Here is a 22,501-nt window from a genome sequence, read left to right as displayed (position 1 = left end):
GGGGGGGGGGGGGGCCCGCCCCCCCGGGGGGGCCCCCCGCGGTCCGACCCACCCTCAGCCGGAAAGCAGGCCCCGCCGATGACCAGCGAAGCGCCGTTCGTCCACGTCACCACCGCCGACGCCGTCACCACCTTGACCCTCGACTCGCCGCACAACCGCAACGCGCTCTCCACCCGCCTGATGGCCGAGCTGCACGCCGGCCTGGCGCTCGCCGCGGCCGACCCGGACGTCCGGGCGGTGGTGCTCGGGCACACCGGCAAGGTGTTCTGCGCGGGCGCGGACCTGTCCGAGGCCACCGGCGCCGACCCGACGGTCGGCCCGCGCGGCCTGGTCGAGCTCCAGCGGGCGATCGTGGACTGCGCGAAGCCGGTGATCGCCGTGATCGACGGGCACGTGCGGGCCGGCGGCCTCGGCCTGGTCGGCGCGGCCGACCTCGCCGTCGCCGGACCGGCCGCCACCTTCGCGTTCACCGAGGTCCGGCTCGGCCTCGCGCCCGCCGTCATCTCCCTGCCGCTGCGCCCCAAGCTCGACCCGCGCGCCGCCTCCCGCTACTACCTCACCGGCGAGGTCTTCGACGCCGCCGAGGCCGCGCGGATCGGGCTGATCACCCGCGCCACGGCGTCCGCCGAGGACACCGGCACCGCGCTGAAGGAGCTGCTGGACGCGCTGCGCCAGGGCTCGCCGCAGGGGCTCGCGGAGTCCAAGCGGCTGGCGAACGCCGAGGTCGTGCGCTCCTTCGAGCGTGACGCGGACGAGCTGGTGGAGCTGTCGGCGCGGCTGTTCGGCTCGGCGGAGGCGCAGGAGGGGATGCGGGCGTTCCTGGAGAAGCGGCCCGCGCGCTGGGTGCGCTGACGCGGCGGGCCGTCCCCCCGTTCTCCCGATCTCCCGTTATCCGGTTCTCTTGTGCGGCCGGACCGGTTCTCAGCCGATGCCGGCCGTCTCGCGCCACAGGCGCAGCAGGTCCTCGTCCCCGGTGTACGTGGTGGCTCCGGCGTGGTCGGCCGGGAGACGGTTCCAGAGCAGCGGGTAGAGCTCGTGGGCCGGGCCGGCGATGGTCAGGTCCGCGGGCTCGGCCGGGGCTCCCGGTTCGCCCGGGCCGTTCGGCGCGTCCGCGGTGGCGGTCACCACCGGCTCCTGGCTGATCGTCACCCGCCAGGCGCCGGGGCCGTCGGTGGCCCGGACCAGGACGGTGCGGGGCTCCTCGCTGCGCAGCTTCGAGCGCGGGCGGACGAGGAACCCGCGCAGCAGCTCGTCGACGCCGTCCAGCGCGAGCGCGGCGTCCGCCCGCGGGCCCTCGGTGCCGGCCGCCGCGTCGGCGTCGAGGCGGTGGATGGCCGTCTCGTGCGCCTGGCGGCGGGCCCAGAACGCCAGCGGGCTGGGCGCGGGGAGGAAGAACCAGCAGTCGACGTCGGCGGGCGCGGCCACCAGGGTGTCCACCAGGGCGGCGTGGCCCTCGCGGTACCAGTCGAGCAGCGCAGCGTCGGACGGCATCGGGCCGACCGGCTCGCTCCCGCCGTCCAGGTCGAGCGGTTCCCGCAGGCCCCGGGCGGGGTGGGCGGCGGCCCAGCGGTGGACCGTGCCGATGTGCCGCAGGAGGTCGGCGACCTGCCAGTCCGGGCAGGTCGGGACGGGGGCGGTGAGGCCGGCGCGGGCGGCGGCGTCGGCCAGCAGGGCGCCTTCGAGGCGCAGGGCGTCGATGTGCTCGGAGATGTCCATGGTCCGGAGTGTTCCACGGCGGGCGGACATCGGGTCTGGGTTATCGGGGGGCGGATGTGTCTGCGGGCTGCGGGGGTTGAGGATCGGCGCGGGTGCGGGGCGTACGTGCGGGGCGTATGGCGGCTGCGGGTGCGGGGCGTGCGTGCGGCAGGTGGGGGCCGGGGTGCGGGGGTGGCGTGTGGGCCGGGTGTGATGTTGGCCGCCCGGCGGCCGGACGGACCCTACGGGCCGGTAACGTGAGCGCATGCCGAAAACCCGTTCCCTCGTCTCCGCCGTCCGGGCCGGCGGCCGGCGTGCAGCCGGACGCCTCGTGCACCGGGGCTGGCGCTGGGTGCAGCGGACCGGCGCGGTCAGCAACCAGAACCCGGGCCCCTACCGCTTCGGCGAGTTGGGGGACGGGACGACGCTCGCGTTCCCGCTCGGGGCGGTGTTCAACGAGCAGTGGATCACGATCGGACCGTTCTCGATCATCGGCGAACGGGTCACCATCAGCGCCGGCTTCCTGCCCGGCCTCGACCTCGGGCCCGATCCGATCGTGCGGATCGGCGGCGGCTGCGTGATAGGCCGCGACAGCCACATCGTCGGGCACCAGTCGATCGTCCTCGGCGACGACGTGTGGACCGGGCCCGGCGTCTACATCTCCGACCAGGCGCACGAGTACCGCGCCACCGACTTGCCGATCGGCAAGCAGTGGCCGCGCAACGAGCCCGTCGAGATCGGCTCGGGCAGCTGGATCGGCACCGGCGCGGTGATCCTGCCGGGCGCCCGGATCGGCCGGAACGTGGTCGTGGCCGCGGGCGCGGTGGTGCGCGGCGAGGTGCCCGACCACAGCGTCGTCGCGGGCGCGCCGGCCAAGGTCGTGCGGCGCTGGACGCCCGAGGACGGCTGGCAGCCGCCGCTGCGCCACGAGCCGCCGCAGCCGGTGCCGGACGGTGTGACGGCGGAACAGCTGCGCGCCCTGGTGGGGTGGGACCTGCGCCTGCCGGGTGAGTCGGCCTGAGGGTGGGGCCGGGCGCCTGACGTCCGGCGCCGTCAGGCGGCGGGGCGGAAGGTGATGACGGCGGTGACGCCGTCGGGCCGGAGTCGGAGCGGGCCGGGGTGCCGGAGCAGGGCGGCGTCGTACCGGGCGAGGTCGGTGGCGTCGTCGGTGGCGTCAGCGGTGGCGGTGGCGGTCGCGGTGGCTGTGCCGGTCGCGGTGTCGACTGAGGCATCGGTCGAGGCGTCGATGGTGGTGGAGCCGGCGAGGCAGACCACGAGGACGGAGCCGCCTGGCGGCACGTCGGCGGATGCGGGCGCGGTCACGAGGGCGACCTCGGCGGTGACCCTTCCGCGACGGGTCATCACGTTGAAGTCGACCACCGGGCCGGCGAGCAGGCGGCAGTCCGTGCTGGCGTCGCCGGGGAAGGCGAAGGGCCGGTAGGGCGCGTCGATCCGGTGCTCGGCTCCGTCGACCGTGAGCACCATGCCGGGGCCCTCGACCAGGGTGATCACCCGGTCGATGCCGGGGAACGGGGAGAACGGACCGGCGGCGGCGACGTCCGCCAGGCTGACCCGCCACTCGAAGCCGTCCAGCGCGGCCCCGGCGGGGAAACCGGCGACCTCCCGGGTCACCCCGCCCCCGTTGAGCCATGCCGTGGCCGGGCGCTCGCTCGCCCGGAGTGTCTGGATCCGCCCGGTGGTCGTCATGGGCGGCATCATGCCACTGCGGGTGGGGGCGGGTAACGGCGGACGGGCGACGGTGAACAGATGACAGAAAACAGAAAACAGATGTTGAAATCTGTCAGCTGTTATCTGTCCGCCGTCCGCCGTCCGCCGTCAGCGCCGCCGCACCGTCAGCGGCAGGAGCGCCCCTGCCGCCGCCGCGACCGCCACGGTGGTGAGTGCGAGCGGGAGGCTGGCCGCGTCGGCGAGAAACCCGATGACCACCGGCCCGATCAGCATCCCGCCGTACCCGAGCGTCGACGCGAGCGCGACGCCCTGCGGCCCGCCGGCCGAACCCGCCCGGGCGATGGCGAGCGGGAACAGATTGGCCAGGCCGAGGCCGACCAGGACGAACCCGCCGATGGCGAGCGGCACCGACGGCGCGAGCGCCGCGACCAGCATGCCGGCCGCCGCGGTCAGGCCGCCCAGAAGCATCAGCCGGGTCTGCCCGAGCCTGATGGACAGCCAGGTGCCGCCGACCCGCCCGCTGGTCATCGCGAACGCGTACGCCGCGTAGCCCGCGGCGGCCGTTCCGGCGCTCGCGTGCACGTCGTCGGTGAGGTGGAGCGTCGTCCAGTCGGCGATCGCGCCCTCCCCGTACGCGGTGCACAGGGCGGTGAGGCCGAGCAGGACGACGATCAGCCCGGCGCGCGGGCCGGCGCCACCGGTCTCGTCCGCGCTGCTCCCGCCCGCGACCTGCGGGGCGTCCGGGCTGCGCAGCAGGACGACGCCCGCCGCCGCCGTGATCACGAGGCCGAGCAGCCCGCCGAGGGCGAGCGTCCAGGAGGCGCTGAGGGTGCCGGCGAGGAGTCCGCCGACGCCCGCGCCGACCAGGCCGCCGAGGCTGTACCCGGCGTGGAAGCTGGGCATGACGGGCCGCCGGAGCTGTGCGACCAGGTCGACGGCCGCGCTGTTCATGGCGACGTTCGCGCCGCCGTATCCCGCGCCGAACAGCAGCAGGACACCGCCGAGCGCGGCCACCGAGTGCGTGTGTGCGGGCAGCGGCACGGCGAGGCTGAGCAGGGCGAGCGAGCCGACGGTGACCGGCCGCGAGCCGTACCGCAGGCAGAGCCGGCCGACCACCGGCATGGTGAGGACGGCGCCGATCGACAGGCAGAGCAGGGCGAGTCCGAGGGCGCTGTGCGAGGCGTTGACCTGGCTGCGGACGTCCGGGATCCGGACCACCCAGGTGGCGAAGAGGAAGCCGTCGACGGCGAAGAACGCGGTCAGTGCGAGGCGCGCCGGACTCCAGGGGCTGTCCGTTCGCGGGGGTGTGCTGCGAGACTGGTGGGAGTTCCGGTCGGTGGGGGCAGAGGCACGGATTTTGTTTCGAAGCGGCACAAAGTCACAATAGGGTCGTGCAGCTCTCATCATCAAGTCCGAAAGCGGGCCCAGGGACCGACTCCGAGGCGCAGCGCGACGCCCACCGCCGTGCCGCCCCCGATCGCGGTCGGACGCTGCTCGGCCCCGCGCTCTCGCTCATCCACACCGGTCAGACACCGACCCGTTCCGCGCTCACCCGGGCGCTGGACGTCACGCGCGCGACCGCCGGCGCCGTCACGGCCGAGCTGGAGGCGCTGGGCCTGATCACGGTCGACTCCCGTCCTGCGGGTGGCGGGCGCGGGCGCCCGTCGCACCGGCTCGCGATCGACCCGCAGGGCCCGGTGGTGATCGCGGGGCAGATCCACACGGACGGGCTGAGCGTCACGCTGGCCGGGCTCGGCGGGCTGCTGGACCCGCCGGTCCACCTGCCGCTGCCCGCCGCGACCGACCCGGTCCGGATGCTGCGCGCCGTCGCCCAGGCGGGCGCCGAGCTCGCCCGCTCCACCGGCCGCCGCTGCCTCGGCGCGGCGCTCGCGCTGCCCAACCCGGTCACCGAGCCGGACGGCACCGCGCTTGCCGCCCTGCACTTCGCCTGGCCGAGCGGCACGCCCGTGGCGGACCTGTACGACGTCGAGGTCGGCCGCGCCGACCACGGCCCGCACGCGCTCGACCCGCTGCCCACCGCCATCGCCAACGACGCCAACCTCGCCGCGCTCGCCGAGTACCGCCACGGCGCCGGGCGGGGTGCCCGTCACCTGCTCCTGGTCACGTCCGGGCACAGCGGCGTCGGTGGTGCGCTGGTCATCGACGGGCGGCTGCACACCGGCAGCGCCGGGCTCGCGCTGGAGGTCGGCCACCTCACGGTGGATCCGCAGGGCCGGCCCTGCGTGTGTGGTAACCGCGGCTGCCTCAACGCGGAGACGGACCCCGACGCGCTGCTCGCCGCCGCCGGGCTCACCCCCGAACCGGGGCGCGCGGTGCTCGACCAGGCGCGTGACCTGTGCCGGGCCGCGGCGACCGACGAGCGCGCGCGGGCCGCGGTCGAGCACGTCATCGACCGGCTCGGGCTCGGGCTGGCCGGCGTCGCCAACATCCTCAACCCGGACCGCGTCGTGCTCAGCGGTCTCCACCTCGACCTGCTGGAGGCGGCGCCCGAGCGGCTGCGCGCGGTCGTCGCCGAACGCTGTCTGTGGGGGCGCAGCGGACGGGTGCCGATCGTCGGCGCCGAGCTGGCGGACAGCGCACTCGCCGGTGCGGCGGAACTGGCGTGGCGGCCGTACCTGGCGGACCCGCAGTCGGTGCAGGTGGGCTGACAGCGGTCCCACGGGCCGGCGGCTCGGGTGGCTGGTCGGGGCATGGGGGCCGAGGCAGGGAGAGCCGGGCAGAGATAAGCGGAAGCTGGCGATCCGAAAAACGTTACTTATTGTGACTGTCATACACTCGTAGTGAGCAGAGGGGGGTCAAGACGAGGAGAGTGACCATGAGCACCGAGCTGGGCGCCGAACTGGGCAGCGCGCCGGGCGGCGGACGCGGCATCGAGCCGACCGTCGACGTCGACCGCTCCGACGCGGACTACCGGGCCTGGCTCAAGGAGGCGGTGCGCAAGGTCCAGGCCGATGCCAACCGCTCCGCCGACACCCACCTGCTGCGCTTCCCGCTGCCGACCGAGTGGGGGATCGACCTGTACCTCAAGGACGAGTCCACCCACCCGACCGGCTCGCTGAAGCACCGCCTCGCCCGCTCGCTCTTCCTCTACGGGCTCTGCAACGGCTGGATCCGCCCGGGCAAGCCGGTGATCGAGGCGTCCAGCGGTTCCACGGCCGTCTCCGAGGCGTACTTCGCGCAGCTCGTCGGGGTGCCGTTCATCGCGGTGATGGCCAAGAGCACCAGTCAGGCCAAGATCGACCTGATCGAGTTCCACGGCGGCGAGTGCCACCTGGTGGAGCGCTCGGACGAGGTGTACGCGGCGTCCGCGCGGCTCGCGGAGGAGACCGGTGGCCACTACATGGACCAGTTCACCTACGCCGAGCGCGCCACCGACTGGCGCGGCAACAACAACATCGCCGAGTCGGTCTTCGCCCAGCTGCAGCTGGAGCCGCACCCGGAGCCGGCCTGGGTCGTCGCGACCGCGGGGACGGGCGGCACCTCGGCGACCATCGCCCGCTACGTCCACTACATGCAGTACGACACCCGGATCTGCGTCGCGGACCCGGAGAACTCCTGCTTCTTCGACGGCTGGGTGGACCACGACCCGGACGCGGTGTGCGCGAGCGGTTCGCGGATCGAGGGCATCGGGCGGCCCCGGATGGAGCCGAGCTTCGTGCCCGGCGCGATCGACCGGATGATGAAGGTGCCGGACGCGGCCTCGATCGCGGCGGTGCGGGTGCTGGAGCAGGTGCTCGGGAAGAAGGCGGGCGCCTCCACCGGGACGGGGCTGTGGAGCGCGCTGAAGATCGTCGCCGAGATGCGGGCGGCCGGTCGGCACGGCAGTGTCGTCAGCCTGATCTGCGACCCGGGCGACCGCTACCTGGACAAGTACTACTCCGACGACTGGCTGGCCGGCGAGCGGATCGACATCGCGCCGTACCGGGCGGCCCTGGAGTCGTTCCTGGCGGGCGGGGCCTGGGAGGGGTGACGGGGTAGGACGAACGGCTAACAGCTGACAGATGACAGATTTCGAAATCTGTTATCTGTCAGCTGTTATCTGTCAGCTGTCGCGCTTCCGCGAGTTCCTCCCCGCTTCTACCGCCACTCAAGGAAGTGGGCGTTCCAGCCGGCCGAGGTGAGGCTGTCCGGCGCCGGCACCTTGGTCGGTGCGGCCGGAGGTGTGGCCTGCGCGGTGTTCGCGAGGTAGACGGACACCTGTGGGGATCCCGGTTCGCTGGAGGCGAAGAGGAAGCGGTGGCTGTCGGGCGAGATCAACAGCCCGTGGTTCTCGTGGTCGTTGGCGGGCAGCAGGTTCTGGCCCGGCGTCGTCGCGTCCGGAGCGGCGGTGTAGAGGTTGCGGGCGTCCTGGCTGTCGCAGAGCAGCGTGTCGGGTCCGGTCCAGCCGACCGGGTCGCAGACCGCGGGCTTCCCCTTCTTCTCCTCGCTCATGCCGTTGAACGCGGGCCCCACCGACGCGGAGTCGAAGAGCGTGGCACCGACGGTCATCCGGCGGCCGTCGGGGGAGTCGAACCGGCTGCGGCCCAGTGCCACGGGCCCCTTGCCGGACGGCGGCGGGATCACGAAGGGCTCGGTGCCGGACTCGCCGTGCCAGTGGTCCACCAGTGCGTGGTCCCCGCTCACCGAGCGGCTGCCCAGGTGCGTCTCGCTCGCGCTCCCGTCGCTGCTGGTCGCCTCGTAGGTGAACCACATCGTCGAACCGTCGGCGGAGAACGCGGCGTCCGTCTCCCGCGGCGTCATCCCGAAGCCCCCGTCGCCCGTCAGGTCGGTGAACTTCCGTGACCGGTCGACGTAGCCGACGTGCCGCGATTCACCTCCCGCGTTGATCGCGACGGCCATCCGCGTGTAGTCACGGTCGAACAGCGCCCGGATGCCGGAGGCTTCACCGGCGACCTGGTACGGCGAGTGCTGCTCGCACAGTTCGTGCGTCACGTTGGTCATCACGGTGGGGGCCGGCAGGACGAAGAGGGCCTCGGCCAGCGGATGCCAGTCCCGCGTGTCCCAGCCGGTGACCTGGACCGCGCCACCGCTGGAGTTCTTGGTGCAGACGGCGGTCACCACCATGTTCGTCTTCTTCGAGAAGTCGCCGCTTCCCGCACCCGAGTTGCCCGTGTCACCCGCTCCGCCCGCGGCTCCCGCACTGGTCGCGGCGGGCGGGGCCGGCCGGCCGTTCCCGCCCTGGGTGCCCAGGGCCGGGTTGTTCCCAGACGAGCAGCCCGCAACTCCGGCCAGTACCAACAGGATCGAGGCGGCTATTCGCCTGCCGTGTGTCATCGTGTTTCCCCCGTCGCCGACTGTCGTGCCGTCCGGCAGTATGACGTACATGGGGCAAGAAACGTGACGAAATGTCAGGATGCGCGGGCTGCCGGAAGATCGGCCGGGACGAGGATCTGGAGCTCCTCGGTCGACGGGTCGGCCAGCTGGGCGACGCGCATCGCGTGCCGTTCGACCATCGTCTCGAAGACTTGCCGGGCCGTACGCCCGTTGCCGAAGTTGGGGCCGCGCTCGATTGTGGCGAAGTGGTGCAGCAGCGCGTCCTCGGTGGCCTCGGTGAGGGCGTACTCGTGCTCGGCGCACTGGGCGCGGGCGATGTCGAGGAGTTCGTCCGCCGAGTAGTCGGCGAAGCTGATGGTGCGTGAGAAGCGGGACGAGACACCGGGGTTGGCGGAGAGGAAGCGTTCCATCTCGGCGGTGTAGCCGGCGACGATGACGACGACCTCGTCCCGGTGGTCCTCCATGAGCTTGACCAGGGTGTCGATCGCCTCCCGGCCGAAGTCGCGGGCGCCGTCCTCGGGGGCGAGCGCGTACGCCTCGTCGATGAAGAGGACGCCGCCGCGCGCGCGGTCGAAGGCGGCGGCGGTGCGGATCGCGGTGGAGCCGATGTGTTCGCCGACGAGGTCGACGCGGGCGACCTCGACGAGGTGTCCGCGCTGGAGCACGCCGAGGGAGGCGAGGATCTCGCCGTAGAGGCGGGCGACGGTGGTCTTGCCGGTGCCGGGGGCGCCGGTGAAGACGAGGTGCCGGCGCAGCGAGGGGGCCTTGAGCCCGGCCTGGCGGCGGCGCCGGCCGACCGAGATCAGGTCGATGAGGGTGCGCACCTCCTCCTTCACGGTGGCGAGGCCGACGAGCGCGTCGAGTTCGGCGAGGGCTTCGTCGGCGGGCCGGCAGTCGGGGATCGGCGCGATCCCGGGCATGGCGGTGGGCGGGGCCAACGCCGCTACGGCGGTGGTCAGTTGGGCGGAGCGTGGTGCGGGTAGGTCCGTTGCGCCGGCGGCCGGTCCGAAGGCGGAACCGGAGGCCGTCCCGAAGGCGGCCCCCGGCGCCGCGCCCGCGGCCGGCCCGACGTCGTCGGAGGTGCAGCCCTCGGCGACCGGCCCCGGTTCGGAGAACTCGAAGCCGGCCCGTTCGTTCTGTTCGGCCCGGCAGCGCAGGAGTTGGCTCCGGCAGCCGTCGATGATGTGGAAGCCGAAGCCCTTGCCGTGCGAGACCCGGCAGTCCTCGAAGGTGCCGCGTCCCTGGGCCGAGACGTACACCCCGGCGTCGGTGCTGGCGCGGACGGTGCAGTCGCGCAGCACCGGGTCGGCGCCCTTGGTGACGATGACGCCGGTGGCGACGTCGGAGATCTCGCAGTCGGTGAGGATGCCGCCGCTGCCGTGGTCGCGGAACCACAGTCCGGTGCCGGCCTCCTGGACCCGGCAGGCGGTCAGTGTCACCTCGGCGCCGCCGCTGACGGAGACCGCCGAGCTGCGGATCCGGCTGAACGAGCAGCGGTCGGCGGTGGCGGCGGAGTCGCGGTCGAGGACGAACAGCGCGTCGGGCAGGTCGTGCAGGGCGCAGTCGGTGAGGGTGAGCCGGGCGCCGTCGCTGACCCACAGTGCCGGGTACTCGCCGGTGGAGCCGTGGATCTGGCTGGACTCGGCGACGGCCTCGGTGCCCTGGTCCCAGACGGAGAGCGCGCCGCGCCCGAAGTCGCGGACGGTGCTGTGGGAGAGGGTGAGCCGGGCGCGGCCGCGCAGGTCGGCGCCGTTCTCGGGCAGGTCGTGGACGCGGCAGCCGGTGAGGGTGAGTTCGGCCTCGCCGTCGAGGGTCAGGCCGTTGCCCGTGACGCGGTGGATCTCGCAGTCGACGAGCCGGCCGCCGGCGTGGGCCTCAGCCTGGACGCCGCTGCCGCGGATCTCGTAGATCTCGCAGCCGGTCAGTTCGGCGGCGCTGCCGGGGTCGGAGAGCAGGACGCCGGCGCCGGCGGTGTGGTGGACGCGGCAGCGTTCGAGGGCGGCGGTGGCGCCGCCGAGGACGGCGAGTCCGGCCTGGGCGGCGGCGGCGACCTCGCAGTCCTCGAACGCGGCGGCGGTGCCTTCGCCGCGCAGCCGCAGGCCGAGGCCGCCGGGGTTGGCGACGACGCAGCCGCGCAGGGTGGGGCGGGCGCCGCCGGTGATCTCGAACCCGCTGGCGGAGCGGCTCTCCACGCGGCAGCCGCTGAAGGAGGGGGCGGCCTCGGGGCCGGTGACGAGGACGGCGGGGACGGAGGTGTCGCCGCCCTCGACGACGAGGTCGCGGACGGTGGCCGAGGCGGTGACGGTCAGCGGCACGCCGGAGGGCGGGTCGATGCGGACGGTGCCGGGGCCCTGCGCCGGGACGATCGTCACGGGCTTGTCGAGCAGCACGTTCTCGCGGAAGGTGCCGGGGCGGACGGTCACGGTGTCGCCCGGTTCGGCGGCGGCGAGGGCCTCCGCGAGCGTGTCGTACTCGCCGGCGCGGCGTCGCCAGCGGGATGCGCTGTCCTGGGTGACCCGGACCCTGTGCTCAGCCATGACGGTCTGTCGTCCCCACCTTCGTCGAGCCGGCGATCATCGGGCCGTGCGCGCTGCGGTGCGCGGGCCGTCCGCCCACCGTAGCGCGCCCGCGGGGGTGCTCCGGCCGGTGCCCGGCCGGTGCCCGCGATCGTGCGGGCACCGGCGGATCCCGTCTTCGCCACATGTTCCGCCCACCGGTTTCAACGAGCGCACACACTCCTGGTTCCGGAGTGGGAGTTGCGCGGTGGGGGCGGTGGGTCGCGTGGTGCGCGCGGGAGCGCGTGCGGCGGTGCTCAGCTCAGGCGCGGGAGTCGACCGGCCACTGCCGGCCGTCCTCCAGGACCTCGACCTCGTCGCCGAGCCGCAGCGTGCCGAGGACGTCGCCGCCCTGTCCCGGGAGACCGGTGGAAGCCGGCCGCTCGGGGATGAGGTTCATGCCGAACGCGGCCTGCTTGCGCAGCCGGTGGTGCTTGGCGAGGGTGCGCAGCGGTTCGGGCCCGCGCCGCTCGCCGCTCTCCTGGTCGGTGGTGGTGACGACGCAGCGGCCGCAGGGCTTGACGACCCGGAAGGTCAGCTCGCCGATCCGGATCCGGCGCCAGCCGTCCTCGGCCCAGGGTTCGCTGCCGTCCACCACGACGTTGGGGCGGAAACGTTCCATCGGCAGCGTCTCGTGGCCGTCGGGGTGCGCGGCGGCGACGAGTTCGTTGAGGCGGGCGAGCGAGGCGGTGGTGGCGAGCAGCAGCGGGAACCCGTCGGCCATCGAGACGGTGTCGCCGGGCTCGCCGTACTCCGGGTCGACGGGGCGGGCGTGCGGGTCGTCCAGGTGCACCAGGCGGTACTCGCCGAGGTGCTCGGCGATCCACTCGTGCGCCTCCTTGGGCGCCTCGGCGGCGCGGAAGCGGGTGCCCCAGACCTCGACCTCGGCGAGCGGGTCGCCGGCCGCGACGGTGGGGGCGGCGATCTCGATCCGGTCGCCGCCCGGGGCGGTGAGGGTGAGCGTCCCGTCCGGGCCGAGGCCGGTGCGGATCTGGCCGAGGGCGGGGTTCTCCCGCTGGCTGACGAAGCGCCCGGTGGGGTCGGCGAGCATCCAGCGGCGGTCTCCGGCGAGGCCCCAGGGTTCGACGGGGGCGCTGTCGGGGCTCACGCGGTACATGGACTTGACGGGGTAGACGTGGAGTCCGGAGAGCTGCATCCCTCCATCCTGCCAGCCGCGATCGCGCCGGTCGGATCGCCCCCGTGCGTGCGCGCACTTCCGCGGGCGCGCCGGGCAGTCCGCGTACCCGCCAAAGCGTGCGCCCCTTCGCGCCCCTTGTGTGTGCCCCCTGAACGCGCACGGACCTCTGATGGCGCACGGACCCCTGAACGCGCACGGACCGCCCGGACGCCGTGGGGGGCGTTCCGGGCGGTCCGTGGATGACCCGTTTCTCCGTTCGCCCGGCGTTCAGGGGGCGCCGGGTGGTACTCAGGTGGTGCGGGTGCGGGCCGTGTGGGGGTTCGGCCCTGGGAGGTCAGTGGCTCAGTAGCCCTGGCCCTGCGGCTGGTAGCCGTTCTGCTGGAACTGACCGGGCTCGCCGTACGGGCCCGGACGCTGCGGCTGCATCGGGCGCACCGGCGCGACCGGGGCCATGGCCGGGCGCAGCTGGCCGCCGCCGAAGGACTGGTCGCCCTGGCCAGGGAAGCCGGGGCCGGCCTGGCCCGCGCCGTTGAACGACTGCTGGCCGCCGAAGCTCTGCGGGCCGCCGTGCTGCTGGCCCGGCTGGCCGGGCCCGAACGCGCCCGGGCCGCCGATCGGCTGCGCACCGAACGACTGCTGGCCGCCCTGGCCGCCGACGAAGGTGTTCTGGCCGCCGAAGCTCTGGCCGCCGGACGGCTGGTAACCGCCGCTCGCGGTCTGGGCGAAGCCGGGTGCCGACGGCTGCGGACGCTGGTACGCCTGCTGGCCGCCGTAGCCGGGAACGGGCGGCTGGGGCGCGGAGGCGTACGCCGGCGCGGACTGCGCCGGGATGTACGCCGTGGCGGGGCCGGCGGAGGGGGCGCTGCTCGGGCCGGGACCGAGGGCGAGGCGGGCCGGCGGCAGGGCGGGGAGGTTGGAGGCGGCGCTCTCGTAGCCGGCGCCGTAGCGGTTGTCGTAGGACGGGCCGAGGCTTGATCCGTACCCGGACGACATGGCCGGCGGCAGGGCGGCCGGCACATTGATGGGGGCGATCTGCGGGACACCGCGTTCGGCGACAAGGCTGTCGTAAATCGGCGTGCCGGAGGAGAAGGACGGAGAGGGGTAGCCGACTCCGTCGTAGGAGCGGGGCGAGGTCATGGGGCATACGGTAAGCCCACAATGCGCCTGCTGAGGAGAGCGGGAGGGGGAGCAGTTCGAGTGTTTACACAGTCTTCGCTCGCACAAAGGTTTCGAAAGTAGGAAGAACGGACATACCGGCGTTCAGATCCGGACAACCTCGACACCCCGTCAGTGATCGAACAGCGCCCGGACGCGCGACCTGCGGGGCCTTGTGGTGACTGGCCGGTGATGGCCCGGGTACCTGGCGGAGAAACTTTTACGGACGGGGCGTGCGCGGGCGCGTTCGAGCCCCCGCCGAGGGTGCGGCGGGGGCTCGTGAATGTTTCGGGGATAAAGTCCCCGTCAGCGTGTGCGCGGGCCGACTTCTCGCCCGTGCGGCCCGACTTGTGCGAGGCCGGGCCGGGCAGTGGGCCCGGTCGGCGCGCCCGCCGGGGCGCTCAGCTGGTGTGCCTCGTCAGTGCGACTGCAGGGCCTGGGCCTGGGCCGGGAGGCCGGGGTGGCCGGTGACCTCGGAGGTGCAGAACGAGCAGCGCCGCGCCGCGGCCGGGATCGCGCTCAGGCACTCCGGGCAGTCGACCTTGGCGGCCGGCGCCGGCTCGCCCTCCTCGAACCGGGCCTGCAGCTTGCCGACCGGCACCACCACGACGAAGTAGATGACGGCGGCGACCAGGACGAAGCCGATCAGCGCGTTGACGAACACGCCGTAGGGGAAGCGGGTGCCCGCGACGTCGAAGGTCTTCTGGGTGAAGTCGCCGACGGCGCCGGTCGCGACCCCGATGAGCGGAGTGAGGAAGGCGGTGACGAACCCGGTGACGACGGCGGTGAAGGCCGCGCCGATCACGATGCCGACCGCGAGGTCCACCACGTTTCCGCGCAGCAGGAAGCTGCGGAATCCCTTGAACACCGAGTACTCCAAATCCGTACGGGGGAGGGGGAGATGGGGTACACGGAGGCGCCCCGGCCGGACATCCTGCCGACCGGTCGGGGCTGAGGTCCAACCGCGTTCACCCGATTCGCGTAACGGGCCTCGGACGGGAGCGGGCCGTACGCAGTCGGCGCCCGGGCGCTCCGCGTACGGGGCGATCCGGCGGGGTCGGTGTCGTCCGGTGTTGTTCGGTGTTGTTCGGTGCCGTGTGGTGCGGTTCGGTTCGGTGCCGTTCGCGGCTGACCGGGGGGCGGCTGCGTGACCTCGTGGTCCGGGCTCCGCCCTCCCTCACACCGGTCGCACGCGCAGTGAGCGTTCGTAGAACTCGACCATCTGGGCGGACACTTGGTGCAGTGTGAACGAGGTGAGGAAGCGCGCCCGGGCCGCCGTCGCCCGCGCGCGGGCCGCCGACCGGTCCGTGAGTGTGTCGGCGATGGCCGCCGCGAGGTCGGCCGGCCGCTCCGGCGGGACGAGCCGGGCGTAGTCCCCGGACCCGACGGTCTCGCGCAGACCGGGCAGGTCCGTGCAGACCAGGGGCGTGCCGATGCCCATCGCCTCGATCGCCGCACCGCCCTGGCCGTCCCGCCGCGCGGGCACCGCGACCGCGTCGGCGGCGGCCATCAGATCGGCGACGTCCTCGCGCGGCCCGAGGAAACGGACGTTCCCGGCGGCGTCGGCGAGTGCGCGCAGCCGCGCCGTCTCGGGGCCCTCGGCACCCGCGAGCAACAGGACGGCCGTCGGCTCCGCGCGCCGGATCGCCGGCCAGGCGTCGAGCAGCACGTCCAGGCCCTTGCGGTGGTACTGGCCGGCGGCGACGAGCACGACGGGCACGTCCCCGGGCAGGGCCAGCGCCCCGCGCACGGCGGCCCGGCGCTCGGGGGTCGCGGTGCCGAGCAACTCCGGGTCACGTCCGCGCGGGACGACGTCTATCCGCCGGCGGGGCACCCGGAGGCGTTGCGCCGTCGCCGCGGCGACGTACCGGGTGAGGGCGTGGAAGCGGCGGGTGCCCCGGGCGGTCGCGGCGTCCAGCGCCTGGGACGGGCCGAGCCCGGCCGCCCCCGCCGCGCCGGACGGCGGATCGGCCAGGCTGGTGACCACCGGCGTCCGGGCGGCCAGCGCGGCGGCGCGGGCGAGCAGGTCGGAGCGCCGGGCCCCGGCGTGGCGGGTGGTGTGGACGAGGTCGGGGCGGCGCTCGCGGATCAGCCGGTGCAGCGCGGCCGCGGTGGCGGCCCGGCCCGGGCGGCCGACGGCGAACACGGCGGCGCCCGCCTCGGTGAGCTCGGCCTGACAGCCGCCGGGCACGTCGTGGAGGTAAGCGACGTCCAAACCGACGCCCGCGCGCACCAGTTGGGGCGTCATCGCGAGCAGGGCCCGCCCGGCCGCACCGAGCCGGCTGACGTCGTCGATCACCTGAAGCACGTGCACAGGCCACCCCCGCCCTTCACCGGGTGCGTCCGTTCTCCCGTGCCGGACGCGCCCTGACTGCCGATCAGCATCGCAGGTGGCCCGCGCGGCCCGCCAGGGATTACGCGCGAGGGGAACGCCACACGGTGCCGACCGGCGCCGTGTGGCGGGGAACGGGCCGGACCGGGGTGGAACAGGGCCGAACGGTGGGGCGAACCGGGGCGCACAGCGGTCGCATCCGGCGCACGACGGCGGGCTGCCAGCGCACGCCGGGGGTATCAGCGCGGGCGCACGGACCACCACCGGGTGGTGCGAAGGGGCTGTCGCGCGCGTGACGCTGTGCCAAGGTCGTTGCCATGCCCGACGACACGTGCGATACGTCGGCCGACCCGGCCGAAACCCGTCCCCGCATCCTGCACCTGATCAGCGATTCGCGCCGCAGCGGCGCCCAGAACTTCGCCCGGGACCTCCACCACGAGATGCGCCGGCGGGGCCAGTCCTCCGCCTTGATGGCCCTCGCGCCGAACCCCGGCTCACGCTCCTCCTCGGGCTCGCGGTCGGGGCAGCGTATCGAGCAGCAGCCCGACGGCGGGCCGGACCACGGCCCCGCGGCGCGGGCGATACCGCCCGAGGCACGTCCGCAGACGTCGCCGGCGGCCCACGAGCCCCTGGCGCCGGGCCAACCGGGCGCAACGTCCACGTCCTCATCCACGTCCTCGCCCGTGTCGCTCCCCTCGCAGTACCGGCAGTACCCGCAGCACTCGCCCTTCGCGCCTGACGCCCCCGGCGCGCGCACCGCGACCGTCCTCGGCCCCGGCCGGCTGCGTCCCTCCACGCTGCTGGCCCTGCGCTCCGCCGCCCGCGCCGCCGACGTCGTCCTCGCCCACGGCTCCGACACCCTCGCCGCCTGCGCCCTCGCCCTGGCCGGGACCCGCACGCCGTTCGTCTACGTGTCCGTCGGCCACCCCCGCTACTGGACGGGGACGGCGCTGCGCCGGGTCCGCGGCAGCACCCTCCTGCACCGGGCGGCGGCCGTCACCACGCTCACCGACGAGGCCAGGACCGTCCTGGAGGAGCACTTCCGGCTGCCCGACGGAAAGGTGCGGGTGATCCCCAACTCCCGTGCAGCCGAGAGTTATCCGCCCGCGGAGGGGAAGGACGAGCGGCGGGCCGCCCGGCACGCGCTCGGGCTGCCCGTGGACGTCCTGCTGGTGGCGTGGATCGGCGCGATCGCGCCCGAGAAGCGGCTGGACCTCGCGCTCGACGTGCTCGACCGGCTGCCGGACGTCCGCCTCGCCGTCGCCGGGGACGGCCCGCTGCGGGAGGTCCTGGCCCGGCACCCGGCCGCGGCCCGGGCCCACTTCCTCGGTGCGCTGCCCGACCCCGTTCCGCTCTACCGGGCCGCCGACGCAGTGCTGCTGACGAGTGACAGCGAGGGCGTGCCCGGCGCGCTCATCGAGGCGGCGCTGGCCGGGGTGCCGGCGGTGGCGACGGACGTGGGCTGGGTGCGGGAGGTGGTCCGGGACGGGGCGACCGGCGCGCTGGTCGCCCCGGGGGATCCGCTCGCCCTTGCGGAGGCGCTGGCCAAGGTGCTGGCCTGCAACCGAGCGGGCCTCGGCGCGGCGGCCCGGGAGCACGCGCTCGCGCACTTCGAGCTCGGCGCGGTCGTGGACGCCTGGCAGCGGCTGGTCGCCGAGGTGTGGGCGGAGAGCCGGGGGCGGGCGAGACGGGTGACGGCGAACAGATAACAGATGACAGATTTCAACATCTGTTATCTGTCATCTGTTAGTTGTCCGCCGTCGCCCGTCGCCCGTCGCCCGTCGCCCATCGCGCGTCACCCATCGCCGGTCCACCGCCGCCAGTCCACTGCCGCACGTCACCATCCGTACGCCCCGGTACGCCGATCGGGCGAATCGGGCCCTACCTGCCCTGCGACGACTCGCCGGTAACGAACCGTCACGGCCAGACTGCCCGATGTGAATCCTGCGAAGTCCGAGAAGCCCGAGGCGCCGGCGAAGCCCCTCAAGCCCGTGAAGCCCGCGAAGCCCGCGAAGTCGAAGGCGCTGCTGAGGTCCACCGTCCTGCTCGCGGTCGCCGCCGGGATCGCCGCGTCGCCCGTCCAGGCCGGCGCGGCCGTCCACCGCCAGCCCGCCGAGGGCGTCCAGTACGTGAAGCTCGACCACCCGCAGCCGGTGCGCGAGTCCGCCCGCACCGAGGCGGTCGAGTTCTTCTGGTACGACTGCGGCCACTCGCAGCAGCTCGAACAGCCGCTCCAGGCCTGGTCGGACAAGCACCGCTCGGACGTCGCCCTGCGTCGGGTCCCCGCGATTTGGCAGGGCGGCCCGGAGGAGGCCGTGCAGCGCGGCCACGCACGCCTGTACTACACGCTGGAGCGCCTCGGCCTGGTCGAGAGACTGCAGGTGAGCGCGTTCCGCTCGGTGCACAACGACAAGGCCGACCTCACCACCGAGGTCGCCGCCACCGACTGGGCCGCGCGCCACGGCGTCGACCCGCAGCGGTTCCGCGAGGCCTACCGGTCCGCCGAGGTGGCGCGGTCGGTCGACGACGCGGCCGCGCAGTTCGTCCGCTACGGCGTCAACGAGCTGCCCACGGTGGTCGTCCAGGGCGAGTACCGCACCTCGCCGAGCAAGGCCGGCAGCGTCGACGCGATGCCCGAGGTGCTGGACTACCTGGTCCAGCAGGAGCAGCAGCGCAAGCACTGATGCCCGGGCCCGGTCGGGCCGGTGACGTGGAGTCAGTGACATGGAATCAGTGAGTTCATCCTTGCCAACTAACCATCTCAATGCTGTTTAATGGTTAGCATGAGCGAGCTGACGATCCCGCACGTCCACCACCGCCACGTCGATCTCGACGGCCTGCGCGTCTTCTACCGCGAGACCGGCCCGGCCGACGCCCCCGTTCTCCTCCTGCTGCACGGCTTCCCGTCCGCGTCGCACCAGTACGCCCGTCTGTTCGACGCGCTCGGCACCCGCTACCGCCTGATAGCCCCCGACTACCCCGGCTTCGGCCACAGCGACAGCCCCGCGCCGGATGCCTTCCACTACCGCTTCGACACCCTCGCCGACGTCGTCGAGCGGTTCTGCCTCGCGCTCGGCCTCGACCGCTTCGCGCTGTACGTCTTCGACTTCGGCGCCCCCGTCGGGTTCCGCCTGGCGACCCGCCGGCCCGAGTGGATCACCGGTCTGGTGGTCCAGAACGGCAACGCCTACGAGGAGGGACTCTCCGACCAGGCGCGGGAGTTCATCGCCAACCGGCACGGCGTCGAGGGTGCCGGCGAACGGGCCCGCGCGATCCTCACCCTGGAGATCACCCGCGGCCAGTACGAGGGCGGCACCGGCGACCCGACCCTCGTCGCCCCCGACGGTTGGACGCTCGACCAGCACTTCCTCGACCGGCCCGGCCGCAAGGACATCCAGGTCGAACTCGCCCTGGACTACCACTCCAACGTCGAGCTCTACCCGGTCTGGCAGGAGTGGCTGCGCGCCGACCAGCCGCCGGCGCTGATCGTCTGGGGCCGCAACGACCTGTTCTTCACGGAGGCCGGCGCCCGCGCCTACCTGCGCGATCTCCCCGGCGCCGAGCTGCACGTCCTCGACACCGGGCACTTCGCGCTGGAGGAGAAGCTGCCCGAAATCGCCCCGCTGATCGACGACTTCCTCGCGCGAACCCAGAAGTGACCTGCGTGGTAGGAGGGTTCAGTCACGCCGCAGCAGGTAGGTGACGAACCCGAGCACGCCCCGGTAGCCGTGCAGCCAAGCGGTGCGGTGCCGGTCGGCGGCCTCGCGGGCGGAGGCCGCGCCGGGGTCGTCCGGGTGGTCGAGCGCCCACTCGGCGAGCGTGCCCGTCCACGAGAACTCGTAGGCGTCCCACTCCTGTTGGCTGCTGACGTGCCCGTCCACCGGTGTCCAGCCCTCGGCGATCAGGCGGTCGGTGGTGGTCGCCAGGTCCGCGTAGTCGTCCCGGTCCGCGCCCAGCCCTTCCAGCGCGGCCCGGGACGGCTCGCGCTCCCAGAACGCCTCGCCGACCAGTACCCGCCCGCCCGGCGCGAGTTGATCGCGGACGGCGGCCAATGCCGGCAGCAGCCCGCCGAAAGCGTGCGTCGCACCGACGTTCAGGACCAGGTCGAACGGTTCCGCCGAGCCGAACTCCCGTGCGTCGACGTGGTGGAGGCCGATCCGTCGCACCACGCCCAGCGCGGTCGCCGTCTCCCGGGCCCGGGTCAGCGCGTCCGCGTCGAGGTCGACCCCGACCGCCCGCCACCGCGGGCGCGCGGCCAGCGCTCGGACCAGCCAGGCGCCCTCCCCGCAGCCGAGGTCCAGCATCCGGCCGGCCTCGGCGTGCCCGGTGGCGCGCTCCAGCAGTCGGGCCACCGACTCGTCCGCGAGCGGCGCGGCGACCGGGTGGCGGGCATGGGCGAGACGGGAGAGCCGTTGACGGTCCATTCGAGCAGTATGGATCCGCGACAGCCGGTCGCGCGCGGAATCACGCGCGGAATCCCAGCCGGATCCCCGCCCCGGATTCCTGCCCCGGCTCCCGCGCCGAACCACGTCAGCCCGCGCCGGTCCCAGAGCCGGACACCCGCCAACCCGGACACCCGCCAACCCGCCACCCGGACACCCGGACACCCGCCAACCCGGAGCCCGGGTGTCAGGCCTGCTGCGAGTACGTCCGGCCCTTCCAGGCCGCTCCCCGCCCGCGCCAGTGCTGGACGGCCGAGTCCACCGTCATCAGCAGGTACATCGCCGCCGTGAACGGGAGCAGCAGCACGGCCGGAGCCGGCTGCCCGTAGTACCGGACCATCGGCAGGTACGTGCCGGCCATCAGCGCCCACGCCGCCCCGCCCGCCACGGCGACCGCCGGAGCCCCCGCGAGCAGGCCGGTCACCGTCGCCACCGGCGGGACCAGGTACACCAGCGCCAGCCCGAGCACCGTCCCGAGCAGGAGCAGCGGCGAGTGCCGCAGCTGGGCGTACGCGCTGCGCGAGACCATCCGCCACAGCTGCTCCAGTCGTGGGTACGGCCGGACGCTGTCGACCTCCCCGGCGAGGCCGAGCCAGGTCCGCCCGCCCGTCGCCTTCACCGCGCGGGCCAGCGACACGTCGTCGATCACCGCGCCCCGGATCGCGGCCACGCCGCCCGCCCGTTCCAGCGCCTCCCGCCGCACCAGCGAGCAGCCGCCCGCCGCGGCCGCCGTCCGTCCGCCGGGGCGGTTGCTCCGGCGGAACGGGTACAGCTGTGCGAAGAAGTACACGAACGCGGGCACGATGAGCCGTTCCCAGCCGGTCTGGACCCGCAGCCGGGCCATCTGGGACACGAGGTCCAGCCCGTTGCTCTCGGCCGCGGCCACCAGCTCGGCGAGCGAGTCCGGGCCGTGCGCGATGTCCGCGTCCGTCAGGAGGAGGTACTCCGCGTCCGGGCCGGCCAGTTCGACGCCGTGCCGCAGCGCCCACAGCTTGCCCGTCCAGCCGGGCGGCAGCGGGGGAGGGGTGGTGACGGTCAGTTCCAGGCCGTCCATCGTCCGCAGCTCCGCGGCGAGGGCGCCGGTGCCGTCGGAGCTGTGGTCGTCCACCAGGATCACCCGTGCGCGTCCCGGGTACTTCTGCGCCAGCAGCGTCGGCAGGCTGACCGGCAGCACCCGCGCCTCGTCCCGGGCCGGCACCACGACGGCCGCCTGCGGCCAGCGCGCCGGGGGCCGGCGCGGCGGGAGCCGCACGTCGGTGCGCCAGAAGGACCCGTGGCAGCACGCCAGCCAGAGCCAGACCAGCAGGGAGGACGCGGCGATCCACAGCAGGACGGTCACTCCGGCAGTCTGCCGCAGAACGGGCCCGGAAGGGGGGATCGACTAAAGTCCTGTCCCGTGAAGATCGCACTGATGGACTCCGGAATCGGCCTGCTGGCCGCCGCCGCCGCGCTGCGGAAGCTGCGCCCGGACGTCGACCTCGTGCTGTCGTCGAACCCCGCGTCGATGCCGTGGGGCCCGCACACGCCCGAAGAGATCACCGAGCTCGCGCTCGGCTGCGCCCGGGCCGCGGCGGCGCTCGGGCCGGACGCGCTCGTGATCGCCTGCAACACCGCCTCCGTCCACGCGCTCGCCACCCTGCGGGCCGAGCTCGAACCGGAGCTGCCCGTCATCGGCACCGTCCCGGCCATCAAGCCCGCGGCGGCGCTCGGCGGGCCGGTCGCCATCTGGGCGACTCCGGCCACCACGGGCAGCGCCTACCAGCGCGGCCTGATCCGCGACTTCGGGGGCACGGCGGACGTGACGGAGGTCGCCTGCCCGGGGCTGGCGGACGCGGTCGAGCACGGCGACGACGACGCGATCACCGCGGCGATCGCGGACGCCGCCGCGCGGACGCCCGCCGGCACGTCGGCGATCGTCCTCGGCTGCACCCACTACGAGCTGGTCGAGGACCGCATCCGCGCGGCCGTCGCCGCCACGGTGGCCCCGGGCTTCACCTTCTACGGCTCCGCCGACGCGGTCGCGGCCCAGGCGCTGCGCCGTGTCGCGGACCCGAGCCGCATCGGGACGGGCACGACGACGGTCCTCCACGCGGGGGTCCCCACCGTCCTCCCGCCGGCCGCCGCCCTCTACGCCGAGTCGCGCGCGCTGGTGGCCCCGACCCTCGCGGTGTAGCTCCGCACGCGGGCCCGCCAGGGCCCC

General features: G+C 74.2%; 19 protein-coding genes. 8 read left to right on the top strand and 11 right to left on the bottom strand.

Translation table 11 applies throughout. From position 1 onward, the window contains the following. Positions 1 to 78 precede the first annotated feature (78 nt). Positions 79 to 852 (top strand): enoyl-CoA hydratase family protein, encoded by a 774-nt coding sequence (locus ACFV4G_RS31975; protein WP_380445634.1) that lies wholly within the window; start codon positions 79 to 81, stop codon positions 850 to 852. A gap of 69 nt (positions 853 to 921) precedes the next feature. Here the strand turns inward: ACFV4G_RS31975 and ACFV4G_RS31970 are convergent, their stop codons facing one another. After that, positions 922 to 1,716 (bottom strand): maleylpyruvate isomerase family mycothiol-dependent enzyme, encoded by a 795-nt coding sequence (locus tag ACFV4G_RS31970; protein ID WP_380445633.1) that lies wholly within the window; start codon positions 1,714 to 1,716, stop codon positions 922 to 924. A 244-nt stretch (positions 1,717 to 1,960) separates the two neighbouring features. Between ACFV4G_RS31970 and ACFV4G_RS31965 the strand changes: the two genes are divergently transcribed. After that, positions 1,961 to 2,716: an acyltransferase gene (locus ACFV4G_RS31965; RefSeq protein ID WP_380445632.1), complete on the top strand. Its 756-nt coding sequence runs from the start codon at positions 1,961 to 1,963 to the stop codon at positions 2,714 to 2,716. Between the two features lie 32 nt (positions 2,717 to 2,748). On the opposite strand, the gene ACFV4G_RS31960 is transcribed toward ACFV4G_RS31965, so the two are convergent. Together ACFV4G_RS31960 and ACFV4G_RS31955 are read right to left on the bottom strand one after the other, a co-directional pair. Continuing rightward, entirely contained in the window at positions 2,749 to 3,402 is a 654-nt protein-coding gene (locus tag ACFV4G_RS31960; RefSeq protein WP_380445631.1) for a HutD family protein, read from the bottom strand. 129 nt (positions 3,403 to 3,531) lie between these two features. After that, a complete protein-coding gene (locus ACFV4G_RS31955; protein WP_380445630.1) occupies positions 3,532 to 4,758 on the bottom strand; it encodes an MFS transporter in 1,227 nt (408 codons plus the stop codon). Between the two features lie 17 nt (positions 4,759 to 4,775). Between ACFV4G_RS31955 and ACFV4G_RS31950 the strand changes: the two genes are divergently transcribed. Continuing rightward, entirely contained in the window at positions 4,776 to 6,053 is a 1,278-nt protein-coding gene (locus ACFV4G_RS31950; protein WP_380445629.1) for an ROK family protein, read from the top strand. A gap of 167 nt (positions 6,054 to 6,220) precedes the next feature. After that, a complete protein-coding gene (locus ACFV4G_RS31945; protein ID WP_380445628.1) occupies positions 6,221 to 7,375 on the top strand; it encodes a PLP-dependent cysteine synthase family protein in 1,155 nt (384 codons plus the stop codon). A gap of 107 nt (positions 7,376 to 7,482) precedes the next feature. On the opposite strand, the gene ACFV4G_RS31940 is transcribed toward ACFV4G_RS31945, so the two are convergent. The 6 genes from ACFV4G_RS31940 to ACFV4G_RS31915 form a co-directional block, all read right to left on the bottom strand. Then, the gene (locus ACFV4G_RS31940; RefSeq protein ID WP_380445627.1) at positions 7,483 to 8,679 is read right to left on the bottom strand and encodes a hypothetical protein; all 1,197 of its coding nucleotides are present in this window, start codon (positions 8,677 to 8,679) and stop codon (positions 7,483 to 7,485) included. Positions 8,680 to 8,753: 74 nt separating this feature from the next. Next, positions 8,754 to 11,216, bottom strand: coding sequence for a right-handed parallel beta-helix repeat-containing protein (locus ACFV4G_RS31935; protein ID WP_380445625.1), 2,463 nt, complete (start codon positions 11,214 to 11,216; stop codon positions 8,754 to 8,756). 280 nt (positions 11,217 to 11,496) lie between these two features. Continuing rightward, complete coding sequence (locus ACFV4G_RS31930) at positions 11,497 to 12,390, bottom strand: MOSC domain-containing protein (RefSeq protein ID WP_380445624.1); 894 nt, start codon at positions 12,388 to 12,390, stop codon at positions 11,497 to 11,499. 324 nt (positions 12,391 to 12,714) lie between these two features. Continuing rightward, positions 12,715 to 13,509 (bottom strand): DUF6643 family protein, encoded by a 795-nt coding sequence (locus ACFV4G_RS31925; RefSeq protein ID WP_380445623.1) that lies wholly within the window; start codon positions 13,507 to 13,509, stop codon positions 12,715 to 12,717. 436 nt (positions 13,510 to 13,945) lie between these two features. Beyond that, the gene (mscL, locus tag ACFV4G_RS31920) at positions 13,946 to 14,395 is read right to left on the bottom strand and encodes a large conductance mechanosensitive channel protein MscL (RefSeq protein ID WP_380445622.1); all 450 of its coding nucleotides are present in this window, start codon (positions 14,393 to 14,395) and stop codon (positions 13,946 to 13,948) included. Positions 14,396 to 14,704: 309 nt separating this feature from the next. Next, positions 14,705 to 15,841, bottom strand: a complete 1,137-nt coding sequence (locus ACFV4G_RS31915; RefSeq protein ID WP_380445620.1) for a glycosyltransferase family 4 protein — start codon at positions 15,839 to 15,841, stop codon at positions 14,705 to 14,707. 335 nt (positions 15,842 to 16,176) lie between these two features. Here ACFV4G_RS31915 and ACFV4G_RS31910 point away from each other — a divergent pair, with 335 nt between their 5' ends. The 3 genes from ACFV4G_RS31910 (at position 16,177) to ACFV4G_RS31900 (ending at position 19,518) form a co-directional block, all read left to right on the top strand. Continuing rightward, the gene (locus tag ACFV4G_RS31910) at positions 16,177 to 17,568 is read left to right on the top strand and encodes a glycosyltransferase family 4 protein (RefSeq protein WP_380445619.1); all 1,392 of its coding nucleotides are present in this window, start codon (positions 16,177 to 16,179) and stop codon (positions 17,566 to 17,568) included. Between the two features lie 228 nt (positions 17,569 to 17,796). Further along, entirely contained in the window at positions 17,797 to 18,543 is a 747-nt protein-coding gene (locus tag ACFV4G_RS31905) for a thiol:disulfide interchange protein DsbA/DsbL (RefSeq protein WP_380445618.1), read from the top strand. A 99-nt stretch (positions 18,544 to 18,642) separates the two neighbouring features. Then, positions 18,643 to 19,518: an alpha/beta fold hydrolase gene (locus ACFV4G_RS31900; RefSeq protein WP_380445616.1), complete on the top strand. Its 876-nt coding sequence runs from the start codon at positions 18,643 to 18,645 to the stop codon at positions 19,516 to 19,518. Positions 19,519 to 19,536: 18 nt separating this feature from the next. On the opposite strand, the gene ACFV4G_RS31895 is transcribed toward ACFV4G_RS31900, so the two are convergent. Then, complete coding sequence (locus ACFV4G_RS31895) at positions 19,537 to 20,283, bottom strand: SAM-dependent methyltransferase (RefSeq protein ID WP_380445615.1); 747 nt, start codon at positions 20,281 to 20,283, stop codon at positions 19,537 to 19,539. Positions 20,284 to 20,488: 205 nt separating this feature from the next. Next, complete coding sequence (locus ACFV4G_RS31890) at positions 20,489 to 21,640, bottom strand: glycosyltransferase (RefSeq protein ID WP_359970735.1); 1,152 nt, start codon at positions 21,638 to 21,640, stop codon at positions 20,489 to 20,491. 57 nt (positions 21,641 to 21,697) lie between these two features. Here ACFV4G_RS31890 and ACFV4G_RS31885 point away from each other — a divergent pair, with 57 nt between their 5' ends. Next, positions 21,698 to 22,474, top strand: coding sequence for a glutamate racemase (locus tag ACFV4G_RS31885; protein ID WP_380445612.1), 777 nt, complete (start codon positions 21,698 to 21,700; stop codon positions 22,472 to 22,474). Positions 22,475 to 22,501: the final 27 nt, after the last annotated feature.

The sequence above is a fragment of the Kitasatospora sp. NPDC059747 genome (assembly GCF_042732955.1).
Classification (GTDB): Bacteria; Actinomycetota; Actinomycetes; order Streptomycetales; family Streptomycetaceae; genus Kitasatospora.
The sequence above is the reverse complement of the archived record's forward strand: the minus strand, read 5'-3'. Positions and strand labels throughout refer to the sequence as shown.

Excerpts from the sequence above, each read along its gene's own strand:
- ACFV4G_RS31935 (WP_380445625.1), bottom strand. The coding sequence starts at position 11,216 with ATGGCTGAGCACAGGGTCCGGGTCACCCAGGACAGCGCATCCCGCTGG.
- ACFV4G_RS31970 (WP_380445633.1), bottom strand. The coding sequence starts at position 1,716 with ATGGACATCTCCGAGCACATCGACGCCCTGCGCCTCGAAGGCGCCCTG.
- ACFV4G_RS31940 (WP_380445627.1), bottom strand. The coding sequence starts at position 8,679 with ATGACACACGGCAGGCGAATAGCCGCCTCGATCCTGTTGGTACTGGCC.
- ACFV4G_RS31895 (WP_380445615.1), bottom strand. The coding sequence starts at position 20,283 with ATGGACCGTCAACGGCTCTCCCGTCTCGCCCATGCCCGCCACCCGGTC.
- ACFV4G_RS31965 (WP_380445632.1), top strand. The coding sequence starts at position 1,961 with ATGCCGAAAACCCGTTCCCTCGTCTCCGCCGTCCGGGCCGGCGGCCGG.
- ACFV4G_RS31900 (WP_380445616.1), top strand. The coding sequence starts at position 18,643 with ATGAGCGAGCTGACGATCCCGCACGTCCACCACCGCCACGTCGATCTC.
- ACFV4G_RS31910 (WP_380445619.1), top strand. The coding sequence starts at position 16,177 with ATGCCCGACGACACGTGCGATACGTCGGCCGACCCGGCCGAAACCCGT.
- ACFV4G_RS31925 (WP_380445623.1), bottom strand. The coding sequence starts at position 13,509 with ATGACCTCGCCCCGCTCCTACGACGGAGTCGGCTACCCCTCTCCGTCC.
- ACFV4G_RS31930 (WP_380445624.1), bottom strand. The coding sequence starts at position 12,390 with ATGCAGCTCTCCGGACTCCACGTCTACCCCGTCAAGTCCATGTACCGC.
- ACFV4G_RS31945 (WP_380445628.1), top strand. The coding sequence starts at position 6,221 with ATGAGCACCGAGCTGGGCGCCGAACTGGGCAGCGCGCCGGGCGGCGGA.
- ACFV4G_RS31960 (WP_380445631.1), bottom strand. The coding sequence starts at position 3,402 with ATGACGACCACCGGGCGGATCCAGACACTCCGGGCGAGCGAGCGCCCG.
- ACFV4G_RS31975 (WP_380445634.1), top strand. The coding sequence starts at position 79 with ATGACCAGCGAAGCGCCGTTCGTCCACGTCACCACCGCCGACGCCGTC.